The following is an 18,039-nucleotide window of genomic DNA, read 5'->3' on the forward strand; positions in this document are numbered from 1 at the left end:
ACGCTGGTTCCCCCCGTCGTGGGCCCGGAGGTCGGGGACAGGGACGTGATGGTAGGCATGATGCACTTGCCTCCTTACTGCTTGTGGTGCTTCCTCGGTTGCAGCCGTGTGGTTGCCCGAGTTCTCGTGGCGGCCCGCTACTTCCATTAACAACCCTGAAACACGCCGCTGACCGGCCCGAGAGCGTTCGCTTTCGTTCGTTATCGGATTCGCTGAAGGATTCCGGTCGGTCGTCAACCACCACCGGCCCTGCGTCCGCGTGCCGTGATCACGATGGCCGCGGGCTCGGCGGGGTTGGCGGTTCCGGATCGGGGACGTCCGCCGACGCCGGCGGGGACAACTGGCCGGAGGGGTTGTGCGCCGAGCTGATCGAGCGCGGGTTTGCATCTCATTCGGTTCGACAACCGTGACGCTGTGCCGAACTCGCCGAACACCGGTCGGCCACGCAGCTGGGCGTGCAGGCCGAAAAGCTGTGGGGGACAGGAACTATCACGATCGAAGCGCTCGAGCTCGCCAGTGCCCGGGCCAGGTGTGATGCGGGCGATCCCCGCCGACACGCGATCGCGGCCGGGCTGTTTTCCCGGCGGCTGATCCGGCGGCAAGGATCCGGAAAACGGACAAGAACGGACCGGTAAAGACGTTGCCAGGGCACCGGTTCGGGTCGTCAATGAAAGCAGCGGGTCACCAACGCATTCCAGACCATTCGAGCGCGAGAGGCGGTCGAGCCCGATGACTTTGTACGGGGTGGACATCTCGAACTGGCAGGCCGGCATCAGCATCCCGGAGATCGCCGCCGCGGGCTTTTCGTGGGTCGAGGCCAAGGTCTCCGAGGGTGATTACCTGCAAGACCCGACGTGGCCCGAATTCCTGGCATCCGCACGGGAGATCGGCTTGCCGATCATCGGCTACCACTACGCCATGGCCGACTGTGCTCCGGCCGCGCAGGTGCGGACGTGGCTGGCCAACAATGGCGGCGCGAACGCGATGATCGACTTCGAGGGCGGTGGCGGTGACATCGGCGACTTCTGGGCATTGGTGCAGGCTTTCGATGACGCCGGAGTGAACGTTGCGCTTTCCTATCTGCCGCAATGGTATTGGGAACAGATCGGGTCTCCCGACCTGTCGCAGGTGCCCGGACTTGTCGCGTCGGCGTACCCGGGCGGCAGCGGCTACGCCAGCGACATCTATGCCGCTGCCGGTGGCGATTCCGGTCAGGGATGGACACCCTACGGCCATGCGCAACCGCTCATCTGGCAGTTCAGCGATCAAGCATCTGTCGCCGGGATGAGCCTGGACGCCAACGCATTCCGCGGCGACATCGACAGCCTCACCGCATTGATCGGAGACGACATGACACCACAGCAAGCCCAGCAGTTGCAGGACATCTGGGACCAGTTACGCGGCCCGAACGGCCAGGGCTGGCCGCAGCTCGGCCACAACGGCAAAGGCCAGAACCTCACGCCGGTCGACGCTCTCGCCGGGCTCATCGCGACCGTCAACGGCCTCATCGCCGACGTGCAGGCACTGAAGGGAGCCACCAACCCATGAACCTCGTCAACATCGGAAGACGATCGTGACCGTCCTCGGCGAGGTGATCACCGTCGACGCCGCAGCAACAACCCTGCTGCTCACAGTGCAGCAGCAATGTCATCCGGCGGCGGACCGCGGTCTCGGTCATCCTGGGCGTGCTGGGCATCGCCAAGACTCTGTACGCAGCGCCGACCGGTGATCCTGCGCCGAGGCGCCGTACATGACCAGGTCCGGCTCACCGCCGGCGACCTCGACCCTGCGAAATTCCGGTGGCGGGCCGAGGCCGCGATGCACGCGCGTGATCATCACGTCCGTTACATGGGCCGAATTTGCGGTGATCCGGGCGCACTGTCGGTGACGAATGTATGGTCGTGACCGAATTAGTTCTCGCTGACGCGAGCCCGATGCTGCTCGACCTCGACGACCTCGGTGCCGAAAGGCACCGGCATCTGCTCGACACGGCTGCGCATTTTCATGCCGCGGCCTGCCGGGTGATCGGCCGGCTGGTCGACCTCGATTCCGAAACAGACCTGCAGGCAGTGCTGTTCGACGAGCTGGACCTACCGCAGACGCCCGACCGTGCTACCGACACGGCCGCGCTGTATGCCCTGCGGGACGAGCATCCACATCTGTTCCTGACCCACCTGCTCGCCTACCGCGCCATCCGCGCAATCAGCACCGCACAGTGCCCCGGTGGCGGTCGCCTTTGAGCCGATCCGGTTTCGGTCCGTTGTCCGGATGCGCTGCCGGGAAGCCGAATCCGGCACCGGGCGACGTGTAGTCCCTGTGCTGGTGCTGGTCAGCCGGACGACCTGCCATCGGCGGATCATTGCCGACATGACCGTCGGGACGACGCAAGCACCGATGGGTTTCTCAGCAGTGAACACGCGTGTCCGATGCGGCGGTGGTTGGGGTGTCTGGCAACACGTGGGCGAAACCGGACGAAAGGGGATCGGCAGATGCGTTGCCCGGCAGCCGGTCCAGGGGTGTTAATGAAGGCGCCGGAGTCTTCGGCAGCACTCCACACCTGTGGGGTGTGGGGCGTCGATCGAACGCAGCGATCAGGAGGCGAGCATCGTGGCTACCATCGCGTCGCTGTCTGCGTCGTCAGGACCTACCGGGACCGGCGGGAGGTGATCCGGTATGAGAAGTGTGAAGCCGCCGACCCGTCACGACCCGTTCGAGGTTGTGTTGTGTGCGGTGTTCGGTATTTCGGCACTGGTGCAGTGTTTCCGCGGTGCGCCGGTGAATTCCGCGGTCGCGACCTTGCCTGCGGGGTTGCGGATGCTGTGGTTGGGGTTGACGTTGGCGGGTGCTGTGGTCACTCTTGTCGGTGTATTCGCCCGGCGGGTATGGGGTTATCTGGTCGAGCAGATCGGTGTGGGGGCATTGGGCTGGTCGCTGGTGGCCTCCGGTGCGCGACTGTCGATGATGGGGTTCCATCAGCGAACCATCAGTGCGGCCACGGTCTTGGGTGGTGTGTTGCCCGTGGCGGTGGGTGTCGCGTTCTTGTGGAAGCGCCGGCAGTTGTTGCGGGACTTGAAGATGTTGCACGCGATCCGGGACAGGAGGGCCGCCTCGTGAATGCGTTCGCGTCCTCACCGTTGTTCTCCGCGCTCATGTTGCTCGCCAGCTCTTCGGCGCTGTCGGCGGCGGTGACCGCGTGGTTCAAACGCGGCGATGTCGATGCCAGCATGACCAAGAAGAAGGCCGATGCCGCGAAGGTGCTCAGCGACCTCGCGATCTCCGAAACCCAGCGGATGTCGGAGCAGATGGGCGAGTTCCGGATGGCGTTACGCGCTCATCGTGAGTGGGACCGGAAGATGGTGGCCCGCGCGCGTCAAGCGGGCATCGACTTCGACGACCCCCCCGAGCTGTATCTGTAACGAACCACCAGGTGGATGGCAACAGGCCAGCAATGCACGCCAAAGAGGCTCCGGCGGATCGACACCAAGTATTTCCCTGGTCGCCGATTTCGCCGAAGCCCCGTGCTTCTGACAACGGTCCCACGCCACAGATCTGCGACCTTCCGTGCCTCGGCACTCTCGATTCGTGCCACCAGCGCGTTTTCGGGCGCTCGGGCACAGGATCTCAGTAGGGTGCGGTGTGGGTGAGCTGATCGTGGAGCGTGGCGGGGACCTGGTTGCGGTTATCGCGCCGCATTCTCACTTCGGATCATCCGGCCGGGGTCAACGTGGACGGCCCCGGAATCGGTGCGCCGCTTCGCCAGCGCGTGCGGTGCATCGTGCTCGGCGGCCGGGTGGATCGGCCCCCTTCGATCCACCCGGCCTGAGCAGCAGTGGACCGTCACAGTGGAAATGGTCGTCTCGCTGCGGTCGCTGGCCGGCCCGCTGCCAATCAACACCGCCGACGAAGGCATGGGTCAAGCCGGTGCCACGATTCTTACCGATGCTCGACCTCCGAAGAACGCGCCGCTGGGCAGCGGCGAATGTACCGTAGGTGAAGGGTTCAATTCGCTTGCGAGAGAAGCATGTTCATGACTGATGCGGTGAACACTTCAGTTCTGATCGTCGGTGCCGGTGGGGCCGGTCTGTCGCTGTCGCTGCTGCTCGAGCAGCACGGCGTGTCCTCGATACTGGTCGAGCGGCGGGTTGATGTGTCCTGGTTCCCGAGAGCGCGCAATCTCAATTTCCGTACGCTGGAGATCTTTCGGGGTCTCGGGCTGGAGAAAGAGGTTCTGGCGGCGGGCACGCATGTGTCCCGCACCTTCCGTAAGGACAGTCTGGCCGCGTCCGGGCATCAGGACTTCCCGTCCATCGAGGACGCCCTGCGGATCACCGACCATCCCGAGGCGCTCAGTCCCGAGCCGATGTTCTGGTACTGCCCGCAGAGCGTGACCGAGCCGCTGCTGGGTGCGGCGGCCCGCGAACGCGGGTGCGATATCCGCTACGGGTTCGAACTCGAGTCGTTCACGCAGGATTCGGCGGGCGTGACCGCCACGGTGAGCGATCGCGCCACGGGAGCGCAGACGGTGCTGCGGGCCGACTACCTGGTGGCGGCCGACGGCGCGCACAGCCATGTGCGCGAGCAACTCGGCGTGCCTGTGGTGGGGGAGGGCGTGCTGGAGGAGTACTACATCTTCGTCTACTTCCGTGCCCCATGGGCCGACCTGGTTCGCGGCTACGAATCCGACGCCGTGCTCATCGACCGCCCGGGCGTTCGCGGGTTCTTCCTGATCACCGACCGCGATCGCGGCATGTTCCTGATCCAGCAGGATTTCGAGCAGAACTACACACCCGAACGCTGCCGCGAATTGATCCTGGACGGCATTGGCGTGCCGGACTTTCCGGTCGAGGTCGTCGAGATCGCGCACTGGCGTCCGGCCCAGCAAGTGGCCGAACGGTTCCGCGTCGGGCGGGTGTTCCTGGCCGGGGATGCGGCACACACCATGCCGCCGAAACTGGGCATGGGCGTGAACACCGCCATCGTGGGCATGCACAATCTGGCTTGGAAACTGGCAGCGGTCCTGCACGGGCAGGCGGGCGAGGCGCTCCTGGATACCTATGAGGCCGAGCGTCATCCGATCGCCGGTCTGATCGCCCGGCAGTCGCTGGTCGGCCCGGCCGCCACCTTGATCACCGGGGGCAAGGACGACGCCCTGCTCCCCGCCGAGGAGCGCGTGTCGATGTTCTCGTTGACCATCGGCAACCGCTATCGCTCCCGCGCCGTGCTGTCCGAACACCCTGCGCCGGAGGGCCTCGAACTCCTGAACGGACCCGAGGACCTCTCCGGTACCCCGGGCACCCGCATCCCGCACGGCGGCCTGGCGCGCAATGGCGAGTCCATCTCGCCCCTGGACCTCTTCGACGGCCGATTCGTGCTGCTGACCGGCCCGGAGGGCGCGCCGTGGACCACTGCCGCATCCGAGGCGGCGGCCGCCACGGGCGTGCACATGGCGGCCTACCGCCTCGGCCCCGACGCGGACCTACGCGATCCGGACGGAAAGTGGTGGGCGGCAACGGGTCTGCCCGCCGACGGAGTCCTCCTTGCCCGCCCCGACGGCATCGTCGCCTGGCGCACCAACGCCCCTCCCGCCGACCCCGCCTCGGCCCTGACCGCGACCCTCACCGCCATTCTGGCCCGCGACACCTGATACGTGGGCCTGCTCTGTCGAGTGGCAGGTGAAAGCGGTCCCGGCAATTGCGGGCGGCCCACGCCGCCGAGGGTCTGCACCCACATCATGATTTGCGAGTTTCGGGGTCGACTGGGCGCCCGCGACTGCTCAGGGTTCGGCAAGCGCCGAGTCCAGTTCGCGCTGGCGGGAATCCGAGACATTGTCGGGCCTGCAGATTGCCTGGTCGGTGTCAGCGCTCTGCGAACAGGCCACATCGGGCCCCGGCCCGGACAGCGCGCGGCCGGTGAGCCGGGCCGCGCAGGTGCCGGTTGCGGCACAGCCCAGCACGATCGACCACGCTACCGGCCCCAGTGGTACGCACCCGAAGAACCGGTTCACTCCTGGCGTCATGATGATCACGGCGAGGAGCACGGAGCTGCCTGCCACAGTCGCCCAGACCAAGCTGCTGTGCCGGCCGATCACCAGGGTCTGCCCGAGCTGCGTTCCGATAAGGGCGGCCAGTGCCATCGTTTCCGCGCGGCGGCGCCGGCCGGTGGCGCGACCGAGCAGCCAGGCCGCGCCGGCGCCGATGGTGGTGCAGGCGCCGCGCACGGCGACGGCTTGCAGGAAGTCGCTTCCGATACCGGGCGGTGGCCCGAGTGTTCTGTCGGTCGTTTCGGTGTCGTCGGCGGGCCGGGTGTCCGAGAGTGTGAGCGCCATTGCCGGACCGAGGTCGGTGAGCAGGTTCACCACCAGGAACTGCCGGGTGCCGATCGGGGCTCGGCCGGACAGCAGCGTGCCCAGGACGGTGAACGCCACCTCACCAGCGTTGCCGCCCACCAGTACGCCGATCGCGTCGCGGACTCGCTGCCACATGCCGCGGCCCTCGGCCAGTGCCTCCTGCAGCACGGTGAGGTCGAGGACCGAGCCGGTGTCGGTGAGGATCAGGTCCGCGGCCTCGCGTGCGGCGACCGACCCTCGAGCGGCCAGCCCGATACCGACATCGGCGGTGCGGATGGCGGCCGCATCGTTGCTGCCGTCGCCTGCCATCGCTACCGTGTGCCCGCGGCGCTGGAGTGCGGATACGATGCGCACTTTATGTTCAGGCGATACCCGCGCGAAAACTGTTGCCTGCTCGATGAGTTCGGCTTGGCCCTCCTCGTCCAGCAGGTCCAGATCGGCGCCGGTGACCACCGTGTCGGCGGGGATGGCGAGCTGTTCGGCGACCGCGCGCGCGGTGATCGGGTGATCACCGGTGATCATCCGCACGCTGATGTCGTTGCGGGCCAATTCGGCAAGCAGTTCCAGTGACTGCGGGCGCGGGCTGTCGGCAATGCCGAGGAAGCCGAGAAGGGTGAGTTGCTCGATCTCTTCGGTGAGGTCGTGCGGAGCGGAGGCGAAATCGCGCCGCGCCACCACCAGCACCCGCAGCCCCTGCGCGGCCAGCCGTCGCACCGCCTCCTCCGCGTCCGCGCAGCACTCGGGCGTGAACGGCCGAGTCTGCCGGCGGCCTTCGTCATCGGTGCGCAGGACCTGATCACAATGTGGCAGCAGCACTTCCGGGGCGCCTTTGACGGCGAGCCGGATTTGCTGACCGGTGTTGCCCACCGCCGCGGAGTACCCGCGGAAGCTCTCGAACGGCAACTCCTCGATGGGAGCCCAGGCATGGGGCTGTCCGTGGCCCAGACATGTGTGTGCCGCCTCGACGACAGCTCGGTCGGTGGCGTGTACCAGTGGGGCATCGTCGGGGTTGGGGCAGGCGTAGGCGGCGGCGCGCAGGAGCCCGCGCGACTGTGGCGTGCTCGCGAGATGGTCGCTGTCCCACGTCTGATCGAGATCGGCAACCGCGACGAGCCGCAATTGTCCCTCGGTGAGGGTGCCGGTCTTGTCGAAGCACATGGTGTCGACGCGGCCGAGTGCCTCGATGGTGCGGCTGGAACGGACCAGCACGCCGCGGCGGGACAGGCGGCGGGTGGCGGCGAGTTGGGCGACCGTCGCCACCAGCGGCAGTCCCTCGGGGACGGCGGCGACGGCGACGGCCAGCCCGTCGGCGAGGGCCAGGCGCAGTGGCAGCCCACGCAGGAAACTGGTGACGGTAACGGCGGTTCCGCCGCCGAGGGTGAACGGCAGCACGCGTTCGGTCAAGCTGTGCAGCTGTTCCTGCACACCGCCGCTGGGGGGCGGCCCGGCGGCGGCGAGGGCACGACCGGCCTCGGTTGCGGTTCCGACTGCCACCACTACCGCGGTCGCCTCGCCGCTGACCACGACGCTGCCCTCGAACACCATGCCGGTGCGTTCTGCCAGCAGGGCGCCGGGTGTGGCGGGGGTCTGCTTTTCCACGGTCACGGTCTCGCCGGTGAGGCCGGACTCGTCCACTTCCAGCCCATCGGTCTCCAGCAGCCGCGCATCCGCAGGGACTACTTCGCCGGTGGCCAGAGCGATCACATCACCAGCCAGCAGACCGTCTGCCGGAGTCTCGATTTCGCCGCCTTCGGTGAGCCGCCGAGCGGTCAAGCGCTCGCCGAGCAGGAGTTTGTCCAGCGACAGCCGGGCGCGGCGGCGCTGCAGGGCCGACACTGTGGCATTGAGCCCCAGCACCGTGCCGACGAGCACGGCGTCGGTAGGCGAGCCGAGCAGCGCGGAGGCGACCGCGCCGACACCCAGCAGTGGAGTCATCGGATCGGCTAGCTCGCGGCGCACATCTGCGACCAGGCCGGCGAGACTCGTTGCGGGCGTGGCCAATCGCTGCGATATACGGCTGGCGACGGTGGTGACGTGCGAGCGCGGCGACGGCGCCGCCCGGCGCGGGGCGGGTAGTCGGGCCAGCACCTCGTCCGGTTCCAGTGCATGCCACGGCACCAGCCGCACATCGGCCGGCCCGGTCGCGCGGGCGGCCCGGCGCCCGCAGTTCAGGCCCGTTGTCAACCCCATCAGAGTGGCCGCCGTGACCGGGCTGGTGGCCGGCGCCGCGCGAGACCCAGCGGGACCGGACGCGAGCAACAGACCGCTGAGCGTGGCCGCCGACAGCGTCAGGACCCGGCCGCGCTCACTGACATTGCGTGCCTGGCCGGTAGCGGCGATGATCTGCCGTGCCGAACTCAGATCCGGGCACACCACATCTGCCTGCCAGGGGACCCGTGCCGAAGCGCCGGGAGTTCGGGAGGCGATACCGATGCCCAGATCGGCGGCACCCAGGGCGCGATGTGCCTCGCCGCTGACCACCGCCACCACATGCCCCTGCCGCTGCAGTCGCCGTACCAGCCCGGACACCGACCCGCCGGCGAGCACGAATTCATCGGCACTGCGCCGCAATTCGCCGGTGCCCTCGTCACCGATGAGTACCACCCGCAGGCCCGCCTGCCGGGCTGTGGCCAGCAGTCCGGTAGCACCCGGATGTGGCTCGTTCCCGATCAGCACCCGCCCGACCACATGTCCGTGCTCATGCAGCAGGTGCCAGCCCGGGCCCACCGGATCGCCTCCTGGGTCGGGAGGATCCGTGTCGATGCCGAGTCGCGGGTCGGCGTCGATATCGATGGCCAGATGCAGATTCTCACGCCGATGCTCAGATGGTGGTGGGATGGGCAGTTCCTCACCATTGCACCAGAGCAGCCGCTGGGCGGCGCTCCACACGTGTTCGACCGGCCAGCTGTCGTCGTGGGATTCGGCGTCGAGCACCATGGCCCCTTGACCGCGCACTGCGTCCCGGTCGACGACCACCGCGGAAACCCGGTCCAGGCGGCGCCACATGAACGGATCGAGGGTCAGTACGCCGCGCGCCGCCATGAGCGTCGACAGCGCACCGGCGAAGGTCTCGCGACCGGCCCGCGCCGCCTTCGGCACGCCCGCCGCCACGGCGTCGGCGGCATCGGCGACCGTGCGGCCGCCGGCCAGCGTTGCCGCCGACGCCAGCGCCGCAGCCGTGCTGACCTGTTCGGTGCAACGCTCGATCGGTCCATGCGGCAGCGGTACCGGCCGCGGCTCGGGCGGATCGTATACGTCGACGCCCGGCAGGTCCGGGTCGGCGATCAGCTGTTCCCAGCGCCGCCACTGCGCGAAGCGAGCGGCGGCCTCGACCAGCCGCACCGCCCGCTGCATCGCATCGGCGCACAGGCCGGTCACTTCCGAGTCCATGGCCTGGCCCAGGGCATTTCCGATCGCGATCACGGTATCGGCGCGGTGGCGGCCGAGCTGGGCTTCCAAGGCGCCGCGCAACCGCGGCTGTCCGTCCACCAGAGCCACCGCCCCCCGGACTACATGGGCCGGCGGTGGTGCCGGGAGCAACCGCCCCGTGACTGCCACACCGATCCCGATGAGATCGCCGGTCAGCTGCAGCGCCGAGGTCAATACCGGCTCCCGATCGGAGGGGTGCTCGACCCCGCGGCTCCACGGCTCCGCACTGGTTCCGGCGAGATCCTCGACGCGTTCCAGGATCGTCTCCAGCTGTGCGGGAGACAGGCGTTGCGGGTCCGCGGCCACCACGACCCGCCCGGTGGCGGCATTGACCTGGAACCAGCACACCTCCGGTTCCTGCTCGAGGTGTTTGCGCGCCAACTCGGCTACCCGAGCGCTCTGTGCCGACTGCAAGCCACGAACCTCGGCGTGAATCCGGTTGGCATGCACCGTGAGCCGCCGCTGCGTTCGCATGCGCCGCGGGTCCACCAGTGCGCTCAGTTCCCGGCCGATGCCCTCGGTGAGTTCGGCGACTGTTCGGGCGACTGCTGGGTCCCCCAGCCGTGACGCTACCGCGACTGGCTGCCGGAGCAATCCCAGCGTGGCTCCGGCGGCCGCGAGGGGCAGCCGGACCGGCGCAGTGGCCAGACCGCGCAGGGACACCACTACTTTGCGGCGGTTCGCGACGGTCGCGAACCCGCGGTGGACTGCTTTGGCCGAGTACTCTTGCGCGGCTGCGGCTGCGGCCGTTCGGACGTGTCTTGATGCCCGGTCTCGGTCCTGCCGCGCCGCAACAGATGCACCGCACCCGCGACGCCGCCCACCGCCACGGCCACCGGCCAATCGACCAGGCCCGTTAGACCGGCTGCAACGACGCCCAGCACAGTGGCGGCAGGAATGTCCATCCCACTGCGAGCGCCGGATACGGCGCCCTCGACCATGCCGCGCGCAGCGCCGGTCGCCGCGCCGACGATGGCTCCACCGGCCGCCTCGACCGCATGGACAGTCGCTGATGCCGCAACCTCGAGCGTTTTTACAGTGCCCGATGCAACGCTCATCATCACACCCCAGTCGTCGTAGGTAGCGCTAAGAACTTCCTGCGTAAACCAGTGCTTTGCCAGGGTACTCCGAGATGCCCGAATCGGGGCCCTGTATGACCGAGATAAAAAGCGGCGCGGTCAAGTTGCCTGCGGGGGAGAGAGGCGGAAAAGAGCAGCTCCAAGCCGTTTTGATGCCGGTTCGCCTGTTACGGCGATGGCACTTCCGTTACCCGGGCCACTGAAATTGCCAACAAATCGCTAACGCAAATTGGATCTACACCTCTTCGAGGGCTTCGCCGATCTGGTGGGCAATACGATTGTGCTGATCCTGTATCAGCCAATGACCCGTTGCGAGGATCAGTGCGACAGGCCATTCGATGATCTCCGCTGCGGCCAGCACGCCGAGTGCGCCGTAGTACGCCAACTGCTCGGGCCGGGGGATGCGAACCCGACCGATCACCGGCAGATCTACTGCGAAACCCTGTGCGGCCAGCACACGGTCGACGGCGTTCCGGTGGCCGGCTGGTGATCTTTCGGCCATTTGTTGCCTCCCGGTCATGGTGTGTTCGAATGTTCGACGCCTGGGATCCGCAGGGTGTCGAGTGTGATGAGTACTGGTGTGGGCGGCGGGTCGGATCCATTGGCGGGGGCCCTGACGGAGGTGCTCGCAGTGCCGTTGCGTGAGCTGTATGCAGTCCTGCTGCGCCTGGGTTTCATCGAGATCGTCGACTGATCACCCGCTCGCAACCGCCGGTGGCGAATGGCCGAGGGGCGACGGCGGTAGCGGCAGCGACTGTGGATAGCGTCCGGCAGCAGCCGGATCCGCATCCTGGCCCTGTCTCACGGCAGCGGTGAACGTCTGGTCTGCGCGCGTCGCGTGCTCTTGGGAGCGGGGATCACGCGATCGTCGCCTCGTAGCGCCGATCGATCACTTTCCAGCTGTGGTTCTCGGTCGCCGACCCGACCGCTGACGCCGGGTGTCGGCAGTCTGCCCGATCGCTGCCCGAGCCGCTGAACCAGCAGAGCATGCCACCGGCGCCAGCACCAATTCGGACACGAACGAGCTGACCAGAGTTTACTCCCCGAGCAAGTCGTCTCGCCGATATCTGCCGATGCTCGAATACTTCGCCGCAAATCCGGTGCGGGGGAACCTTACCCAGCTATGTCAGGACATCGTTCGTCGTGGCGGAGCTAGCCTTGTGGATGGGTCCGGGACGGGCTTGTCCGAAGGACCGGCATGCGGATTGGAGCCGGTCGCGCTGCTGTCAGGAGTCCGGAACCTGGTGCGGTGCAGGATGTCCGCTGCTGCCTGTGGAAATGGTCGTAATCGACAGTGGCGTTGGCGACGTCTCTGATCCCGGTCGAACGGTTCGGTCGGACCGACCACGAAATGAGGAGATCCGATGTCGGAACTGTCTGGAGTCTCGGCGTTGGTGACCGGCGGCACCAGCGGAATCGGGCGCGCGACCGCGCTGACGTTGGCGCGGCGCGGTGCGCGGGTGGCGCTGTCGGGGCGCGACGAGCAGCGCGGCAAACAGGTGGTCGCCGAGATCGAGGCGTCCGGTGGCGCCGCAGTGTTCATCCCGGCGGATCTGCGGGACAAGGCATCCGCGCAGGCGCTGGCCCGGGACGCGGTCACCCAGCTCGGCAAGGTCGATGTCTTGGTCAACAACGCGGGCATCTACCCGTTCGGCCCGACGGAACAGACGACAGAAGCCGATTTCGACGCGGTGTACGCCGTCAACGTCAAGGCACCGTATTTCCTGGTGGCCGAACTCGCCCCCCAGATGGCCGAGCGAGGCCACGGCGCGATCGTCAACGTCACCACCATGGCCGCCGAATTCGGTGCCCCCGGAATGAGCCTGTATGGGTCCAGCAAGGCCGCGGTGGCGTTGCTGACCAAGGCGTGGACTGCCGAGTACGGGCCTCGCGGGGTGCGGGTCAACGCGGTCAGCCCCGGACCCATCCGCACCGAGGGCACCGCGGCATTCGAGGGCCTCGACGAGCTGGCGGCGAGTACGCCCGCGGGACGGCCGGGAACACCGGAGGAGATCGCCGAGGCCATCGCTTTCCTGGCCGGCAGTCGAGCGGACTTCGTCTACGGCGCGATACTGCCGGTCGACGGCGGGCGCATCGCGATCTAGCTCCTGCGAGCCGCTGGCACCCGGACTCATGTGCCCGGTGGTGTGTCGGCGCCACCGGTTGCCGCGCGGTGATACGGCGCTCTTACACACACCGAGACGATGTCGATGTCGGACGCTGCAACGAGAGCCAGGGGATCGTCGTAGGCCGGCGTCGGCGCTGGCACGGCTGGTGGTCGCCACCGCCGCCAGCGGTTGGGTTTCTCGTGCCGCCGTCTTGCGATGACGGTGGTTCCAACGCGAGGTGCCCTGCACTTTCCCGACCTGGCATCACGTCACCCCGCATGCTCCGACAGCTCAGGCGAACATCGTGAAGAGGGTGTTGAGGCCTTCGGCCAGGAGCGGGTGGGTGAAGATCGCGTCGGCCATGGCGGTGTCGGTGAGCTTGCCCAGCATGGCGACCTGGATCATGGTCATGATCTCGCCGCCTTCACTGCCGAGGACTGCGCAGCCCAGGATCTGCCCGTTGTCGGCGTCGATGACGGCCTTCATGAAGCCGCGCGTCTCCCCGGTCTCGATGGCCCGGATGACGGCGCTCATCGGGAGCTTCGCTACCCGGATCGTGTGTCCGTGCGCTCTGGCCTCGCGCTCGGTCATGCCGACGCGGCCGAGCTGCGGGTCGATGAACACCGTGTATGGGACGATCCGGTCCCGCGTGCTCGCCTTCTCGTGCCTGATGAGGTTGGCGTGCAGAATGCGGTAATCGTCGTAGGAAGCGTGGGTGAAGGCCGGGCCGGCCGTGACGTCTCCCATCGCGTAGACGCCGGGCACAGTGGTGCTCAGGTACTCATCGACCTCGACGAAGCCGTGGTCGTCGAGACGGACGCCGGCCACCTCGGGGGTCAGCGCCTCCGTATTCGGGGTGCGGCCGATGGCCGAGAGCAGGTGTGAGCCTTCGAGCTGTCGCTCACCGTCGCCCGTGCGAACGCTCAGCCGCACGCGACCGCCGTCGGTCGGCTCGACCCGGACCGGCGTCGACGAGGTCGAGACCGTGATCCCGTCATCGCGCAAGATAGCGGCGACCTCGTCGGAGACATCCTCGTCCTCGCGCGTCAGCAGGTGCGCGGCGCGTTGGATGATGGTGACCTCGCTGCCGAACCGGCGGAACATCTGCCCGAACTCGAGCCCGATGTAGCCGCCGCCGAGGATGATCAGGTGCTCCGGGAGCTCGTCCAATTCCATGATCGATGTCGAATCGAGCACGGGGACCTCGTCCGCGCCGGTGATCGCCGGCGGCTTGGGTCGGGCGCCCGTGTCGATGACGACCACCGGTGCGCTGATCTGCCGCGTCCCGCCGTCGGTCGAGGCGACCTCGACCGACTTCGGCCCGGTGAAATGAGCCTCGCCTTCGATCAGGTCGAGCCCGTCCTGCGGCAGGCGGCTCGCGTAGTTCTGTCGCGCTCCGGCGACCATGGCCCGCTTGCGCTCGCGCACCGCGGCCAGGTCCACCGATACCGGACCGATGCGCACGCCGTACTCCGCGCCGCGGCGCGCCTGGTGGGCGAGGCGGGCGCTGGCGACCATCGTCTTGGTCGGCGTGCACCCGGCGTTCACGCAGACACCGCCGAGTTGGCCACGCTCGACCAGCGCCACCCTGTGGCCCGCCTTCGCCAGTTCGATGGGAAGGAACCGACCGCCCTGGCTGGTTCCGATCACGATAGCGTCGTAGTGCTCATCGGCCACTGTGTCTTCTCCCCTCGCTGTCTGCCGCATCCCCTCACCGGCCGAGCCGTTCTATTCGTCGTGGCGGTGCAATCGCATCATCGGCTGACCCCAGGCCAGGTCGCCTGTCGCCACAGGAGTCCGTCCCCTCGCCCTTGTTGCGCCGGGCGGGCCGGTCGCGGCGGCAAGGAAACCACCGACACGGCACGCACGCGCCACCGGCCGCGCGAATCGGTCAGCCGAGCTGGGGAACCACGCCGTGGACGCTGTCGATAAAGACGGCGAAATCCGCCATGAACCGGGTGAGGAACCGCTTCGTCGAATCGTCGAGGACCTCGCCGTCCGGGGTGAAGACGTCCGGGTGGAACTGGATGTAAGCCTCCGGGGAAGTCATCTGCGGGGAATTGCAGTAGCCCAGGACACTGCGCAGACTGAGCTGAGCGATCGCGGTGCCGATCTTGCCCGGTGAGGCGCCGATGACGGCGGACGGCTTGAGGGTGAACGAGTTGTCGCCCCACGGGCGGCTGGCCCAGTCGATGGCGTTCTTCAGCGCACCCGGGATCGAGCGATTGTATTCCGGCGTCACGAACAGCAGGGCGTCGACGGCGGTGATGGCCGCCTTGAGCGCGCGGCCCTCGGGCGGGTAGTCGGCGTCGTAGTCGTGGTTGTACAGCGGGAGATCCTTGATCGGAATCTCGGTGAACGTCAACCGTGGTGGCGCCAGCCGGATCAAGGCCTTGGACAGGGTCCGGTTGATGGATTCCTTGGACAGACTGCCGATGATGTAGCCGACCGTGTAGGTACTCACGCGTTGCCTCCTGACCAGAAATTTCCGATGCTGTACGGAGCGCGCCTGGCGTCGTCGACGTTCGGCGGTTTCGACGGGAGTGCACGGGAAACGTAGCACTTCACAGCGGTCGCGTCGCCCGGTAGCGGACGCCGCCGGTCGGCAGCGGTGTCGCGGCAGTGGATCGACCGGCCCCGTGGCTGAACCATTTGATGAGGTAGGCGCGGCCCAGCCTGACCGACACGACGACGAGTGTCCCCTTCACGGGCGGCACTGCCCCGCGTGGGCGCGCGCGAAAAACCGCCGACGGATTGGAAGGACTCTTTCGATCGGCAGTTCTTGTCGAAGTCCCTTTGGCGTGAGGCTGATCAGGATCGGGGGTTCGTCGCCTCCGATGCCGGCCTACTCCCGAGCCGAGTCCTTGGGTGGCGACGGGCAGTGCACGTGCCCGATTCGTTTCCGGAGGAGGTCGTAGCGGCCCTTGCTGATTTGAATTCCGTTGCGTTGGCGGCGTAGTCGTTGCATGGACTGCTTGGTGAGCGGTCGGCCGCTGGGGGTGGTGGTGCTTGCGGCGTCGAAATGGGCGATGCGAGTTCGAGGTCGTTTCCACCATGTGGGGCAACATGATTGATCTGGGCCGGCAGGTCGCTCGGGATGGCCCGTCGGTTCGAAGGTTGGTTCATCGAGTCGTTTCTACGGCCACAGTTTCAGCCAGCAGCGCAGATCCATGCTGCGGGTGACTGTCCCGGGCATGGCCCCGTAGACGATCGGGATGTAATCAGTGAAGGTCGGTACTTGCCGCGATGTGGTTGCGGCATTGTGTAATTCGTCGAGGGTGACGGCGAGGCGGTCGAGGTTGCGTCCAATAGCGTGGTGTAGCAGCAGCGTTCGGCTGCTGTGTTCGTCATGCGTCACTGCTGTCGGTCTGCGGTCACGAGTAGGCGGTCGCCGGGTGCGATCCCGGCGACGCGCAGATCGGGTGCGGGATCCGTAGATGGCACTCTGCGAGCACATGGAGCCGTCCGGAGGCGTTGCGGTCCACCAGGATCGAACCTCCGAGTGCTCGATACGTCAGCTTCCCATCCCCGGTCGCGTCGATCAGCGGCCTTGCCGCGATCCGGGGTTCATGCCGTCACTGTCCGGCCCAACTCAACGTGGGATCTGAGGCCTGCCTTCACCGGTTGATAGGTGGGAACAGTGGTGATCTGCGGTCGGTATGGCCCACGGATGAAAGTCGGCGGGGTGCCGGTGGCAGCCCTCCAAGGTGGCGGTCGCCAACTCGGTGATGACATCGCTGACATCTCGATGCTTGCGGAAGGCTTCGAGCTGGCGTCGGGCGCCGTTGCCGCGGGTGAGAACGGCCTTGATGGCACCGGTGACGAATTCGTGGTCACCCAATTCCTCGAGTGCGGGCCCGATGTGATCGACGAGTTCGGTGAGCAGCACGCGAACTGGGATGACACGGCCGTCCGCCGGGTGGACACCGTCGCCGTCGATACCGGTGCGGGCTGCCTTCCAGTACGCAGCGCGCAGCATCTCATCCTGGATCGGGGGCGCGATGATCCCTTGCTCCAACGACATTCGTGCGGTCATTACCGTGGCCCGCACCAGCGTGGCGAGCAGCGCAGTCTCCTCGACCGTGGCGGGGATATCGCTGACCCGGATCTCCACGGTGGGATACCTCGAGGAAGGGCGGACGTCCCAATACACCATTGTTTCGTCGAGAATGTTGCCGCTCGACAACAGCATGGCGACCATGGCGTCGTAATCGTCCGTCGACGCGAAATAGGGGGGAGGTCCCGCGCTGGGCCAGCGTTGCCACAGGATGTTTCGCCAGCTGGCGAACCCGCTGTCGGTATTACGGTAGATCGCGGAATTCGCCGTCAATGCCAGGAACAGCGGCAGCCAGGGGCGCAGGTGGTTGCTGACCTGCAGGGCGGTTTCCCGATCCGGAATCGCGACGTGAACATGGCAGCCGTTGAGTCCCTGTTCGTGGGCGAGCAGGCCGAAATTCTCCTCGATGCGCCGGTAGCGGGGTGTATCGGTGACAGGGAAATGGTGTGGCACGGTCGGCGGAATCGCCACCGCGAGCAGGCGAGCGTCGTTCTGCTCGGCGCAGGATGCCACACCGAGACGCAACTCGCGCAATTCCTGAATCAACTCGGCAGTGCTGGAGTGCACTCGGGTATTCGTCTCCACCTGGCAGCGGGTGAGTTCCAGCTTCAGGTTGATCCCGCTCTCGGCGGCAGTTCGCGCCACCTCGGCATTGTTCGAGGCGGGCCCACCTGTCCCCGGGTCCGCAAGCAGGAATTCTTCCTCAACACCGACGGTCGACGAGGCCGCGTCCATTGCCATGAGGTTACTCGCGGACCCGGTGCGGGAAGTCCGCGGGCGGATATTGACGGAGGGGACGTGAATGCCGACCTTCCGACCCGGTTAGGAGTGTGGACCCCGCGCGCGACACCGGTGGCGCTGATTGCGGGGCACACCCCTTCGTTTTCCATGCGGGTCGGGATCGGGAATTCGAGCTCGAACCACCGAGTCGGGTTTTCGGGGTCAGTATGCGGAGTTGACGTTGTCCATTGATCCGTAGCGGGCGGCGGCGTAGTTGCAGGCGGCGGTGATGTTGGCTAC

The 18,039-nt window shown here is 67.2% G+C and carries 15 protein-coding genes; 7 read left to right on the plus strand and 8 right to left on the minus strand.

Translation table 11 applies throughout. The annotated features are described in order from the left end of the window. Positions 1 to 729 precede the first annotated feature (729 nt). The 5 genes from ABZ909_RS42530 to ABZ909_RS42550 all read left to right on the plus strand — a co-directional run bounded on the left by ABZ909_RS42530 (position 730) and on the right by ABZ909_RS42550 (position 5,644). Entirely contained in the window at positions 730 to 1,548 is an 819-nt protein-coding gene (locus ABZ909_RS42530; protein WP_357011929.1) for a GH25 family lysozyme, read from the plus strand. Between the two features lie 347 nt (positions 1,549 to 1,895). Then, the gene (locus ABZ909_RS42535; RefSeq protein ID WP_357011931.1) at positions 1,896 to 2,240 is read left to right on the plus strand and encodes a hypothetical protein; all 345 of its coding nucleotides are present in this window, start codon (positions 1,896 to 1,898) and stop codon (positions 2,238 to 2,240) included. A 433-nt stretch (positions 2,241 to 2,673) separates the two neighbouring features. Then, complete coding sequence (locus tag ABZ909_RS42540) at positions 2,674 to 3,114, plus strand: hypothetical protein (RefSeq protein ID WP_357011933.1); 441 nt, start codon at positions 2,674 to 2,676, stop codon at positions 3,112 to 3,114. Then, complete coding sequence (locus ABZ909_RS42545; RefSeq protein ID WP_357000110.1) at positions 3,111 to 3,416, plus strand: hypothetical protein; 306 nt, start codon at positions 3,111 to 3,113, stop codon at positions 3,414 to 3,416. The genes ABZ909_RS42540 and ABZ909_RS42545 overlap by 4 nt, the downstream gene beginning before the upstream one ends. A gap of 611 nt (positions 3,417 to 4,027) precedes the next feature. Beyond that, the gene (locus ABZ909_RS42550) at positions 4,028 to 5,644 is read left to right on the plus strand and encodes an FAD-dependent monooxygenase (RefSeq protein WP_357011935.1); all 1,617 of its coding nucleotides are present in this window, start codon (positions 4,028 to 4,030) and stop codon (positions 5,642 to 5,644) included. A gap of 129 nt (positions 5,645 to 5,773) precedes the next feature. Here the strand turns inward: ABZ909_RS42550 and ABZ909_RS42555 are convergent, their stop codons facing one another. The 3 genes from ABZ909_RS42555 to ABZ909_RS42565 form a co-directional block, all read right to left on the minus strand. Beyond that, positions 5,774 to 10,438, minus strand: a complete 4,665-nt coding sequence (locus ABZ909_RS42555; protein WP_357011937.1) for a cation-translocating P-type ATPase — start codon at positions 10,436 to 10,438, stop codon at positions 5,774 to 5,776. A 2-nt stretch (positions 10,439 to 10,440) separates the two neighbouring features. Further along, positions 10,441 to 10,836 (minus strand): hypothetical protein, encoded by a 396-nt coding sequence (locus ABZ909_RS42560; RefSeq protein WP_357011939.1) that lies wholly within the window; start codon positions 10,834 to 10,836, stop codon positions 10,441 to 10,443. Between the two features lie 253 nt (positions 10,837 to 11,089). Further along, a complete protein-coding gene (locus ABZ909_RS42565) occupies positions 11,090 to 11,356 on the minus strand; it encodes a hypothetical protein (protein ID WP_357011942.1) in 267 nt (88 codons plus the stop codon). A 66-nt stretch (positions 11,357 to 11,422) separates the two neighbouring features. Between ABZ909_RS42565 and ABZ909_RS42570 the strand changes: the two genes are divergently transcribed. Both ABZ909_RS42570 and ABZ909_RS42575 read left to right on the plus strand, forming a co-directional pair. Next, positions 11,423 to 11,548 (plus strand): Rv1535 domain-containing protein, encoded by a 126-nt coding sequence (locus ABZ909_RS42570; protein WP_357011944.1) that lies wholly within the window; start codon positions 11,423 to 11,425, stop codon positions 11,546 to 11,548. A 670-nt stretch (positions 11,549 to 12,218) separates the two neighbouring features. Next, entirely contained in the window at positions 12,219 to 12,959 is a 741-nt protein-coding gene (locus ABZ909_RS42575; protein ID WP_357011947.1) for an SDR family oxidoreductase, read from the plus strand. A gap of 294 nt (positions 12,960 to 13,253) precedes the next feature. Here ABZ909_RS42575 and ABZ909_RS42580 read toward each other — a convergent pair whose 3' ends face one another. The 5 genes from ABZ909_RS42580 to ABZ909_RS42600 form a co-directional block, all read right to left on the minus strand. After that, the gene (locus ABZ909_RS42580) at positions 13,254 to 14,639 is read right to left on the minus strand and encodes a mercuric reductase (RefSeq protein ID WP_357011949.1); all 1,386 of its coding nucleotides are present in this window, start codon (positions 14,637 to 14,639) and stop codon (positions 13,254 to 13,256) included. Positions 14,640 to 14,853: 214 nt separating this feature from the next. Next, positions 14,854 to 15,426, minus strand: a complete 573-nt coding sequence (locus tag ABZ909_RS42585) for an NADPH-dependent FMN reductase (protein ID WP_357011951.1) — start codon at positions 15,424 to 15,426, stop codon at positions 14,854 to 14,856. Between the two features lie 100 nt (positions 15,427 to 15,526). Continuing rightward, positions 15,527 to 15,649 carry a hypothetical protein gene (locus ABZ909_RS42590; protein ID WP_357011953.1) on the minus strand — a complete coding sequence of 41 codons (123 nt, stop codon included), beginning with the start codon at positions 15,647 to 15,649 and terminating at the stop codon, positions 15,527 to 15,529. Positions 15,650 to 16,098: 449 nt separating this feature from the next. After that, the gene (locus ABZ909_RS42595; RefSeq protein WP_357011955.1) at positions 16,099 to 16,320 is read right to left on the minus strand and encodes a hypothetical protein; all 222 of its coding nucleotides are present in this window, start codon (positions 16,318 to 16,320) and stop codon (positions 16,099 to 16,101) included. A gap of 234 nt (positions 16,321 to 16,554) precedes the next feature. Then, complete coding sequence (locus ABZ909_RS42600; protein ID WP_357011957.1) at positions 16,555 to 17,754, minus strand: glutamate--cysteine ligase; 1,200 nt, start codon at positions 17,752 to 17,754, stop codon at positions 16,555 to 16,557. Between the last annotated feature and the right edge of the window lie 285 nt (positions 17,755 to 18,039).

Source organism: Nocardia sp. NPDC046763 (assembly GCF_040645495.1).
GTDB lineage: Bacteria > Actinomycetota > Actinomycetes > Mycobacteriales > Mycobacteriaceae > Nocardia.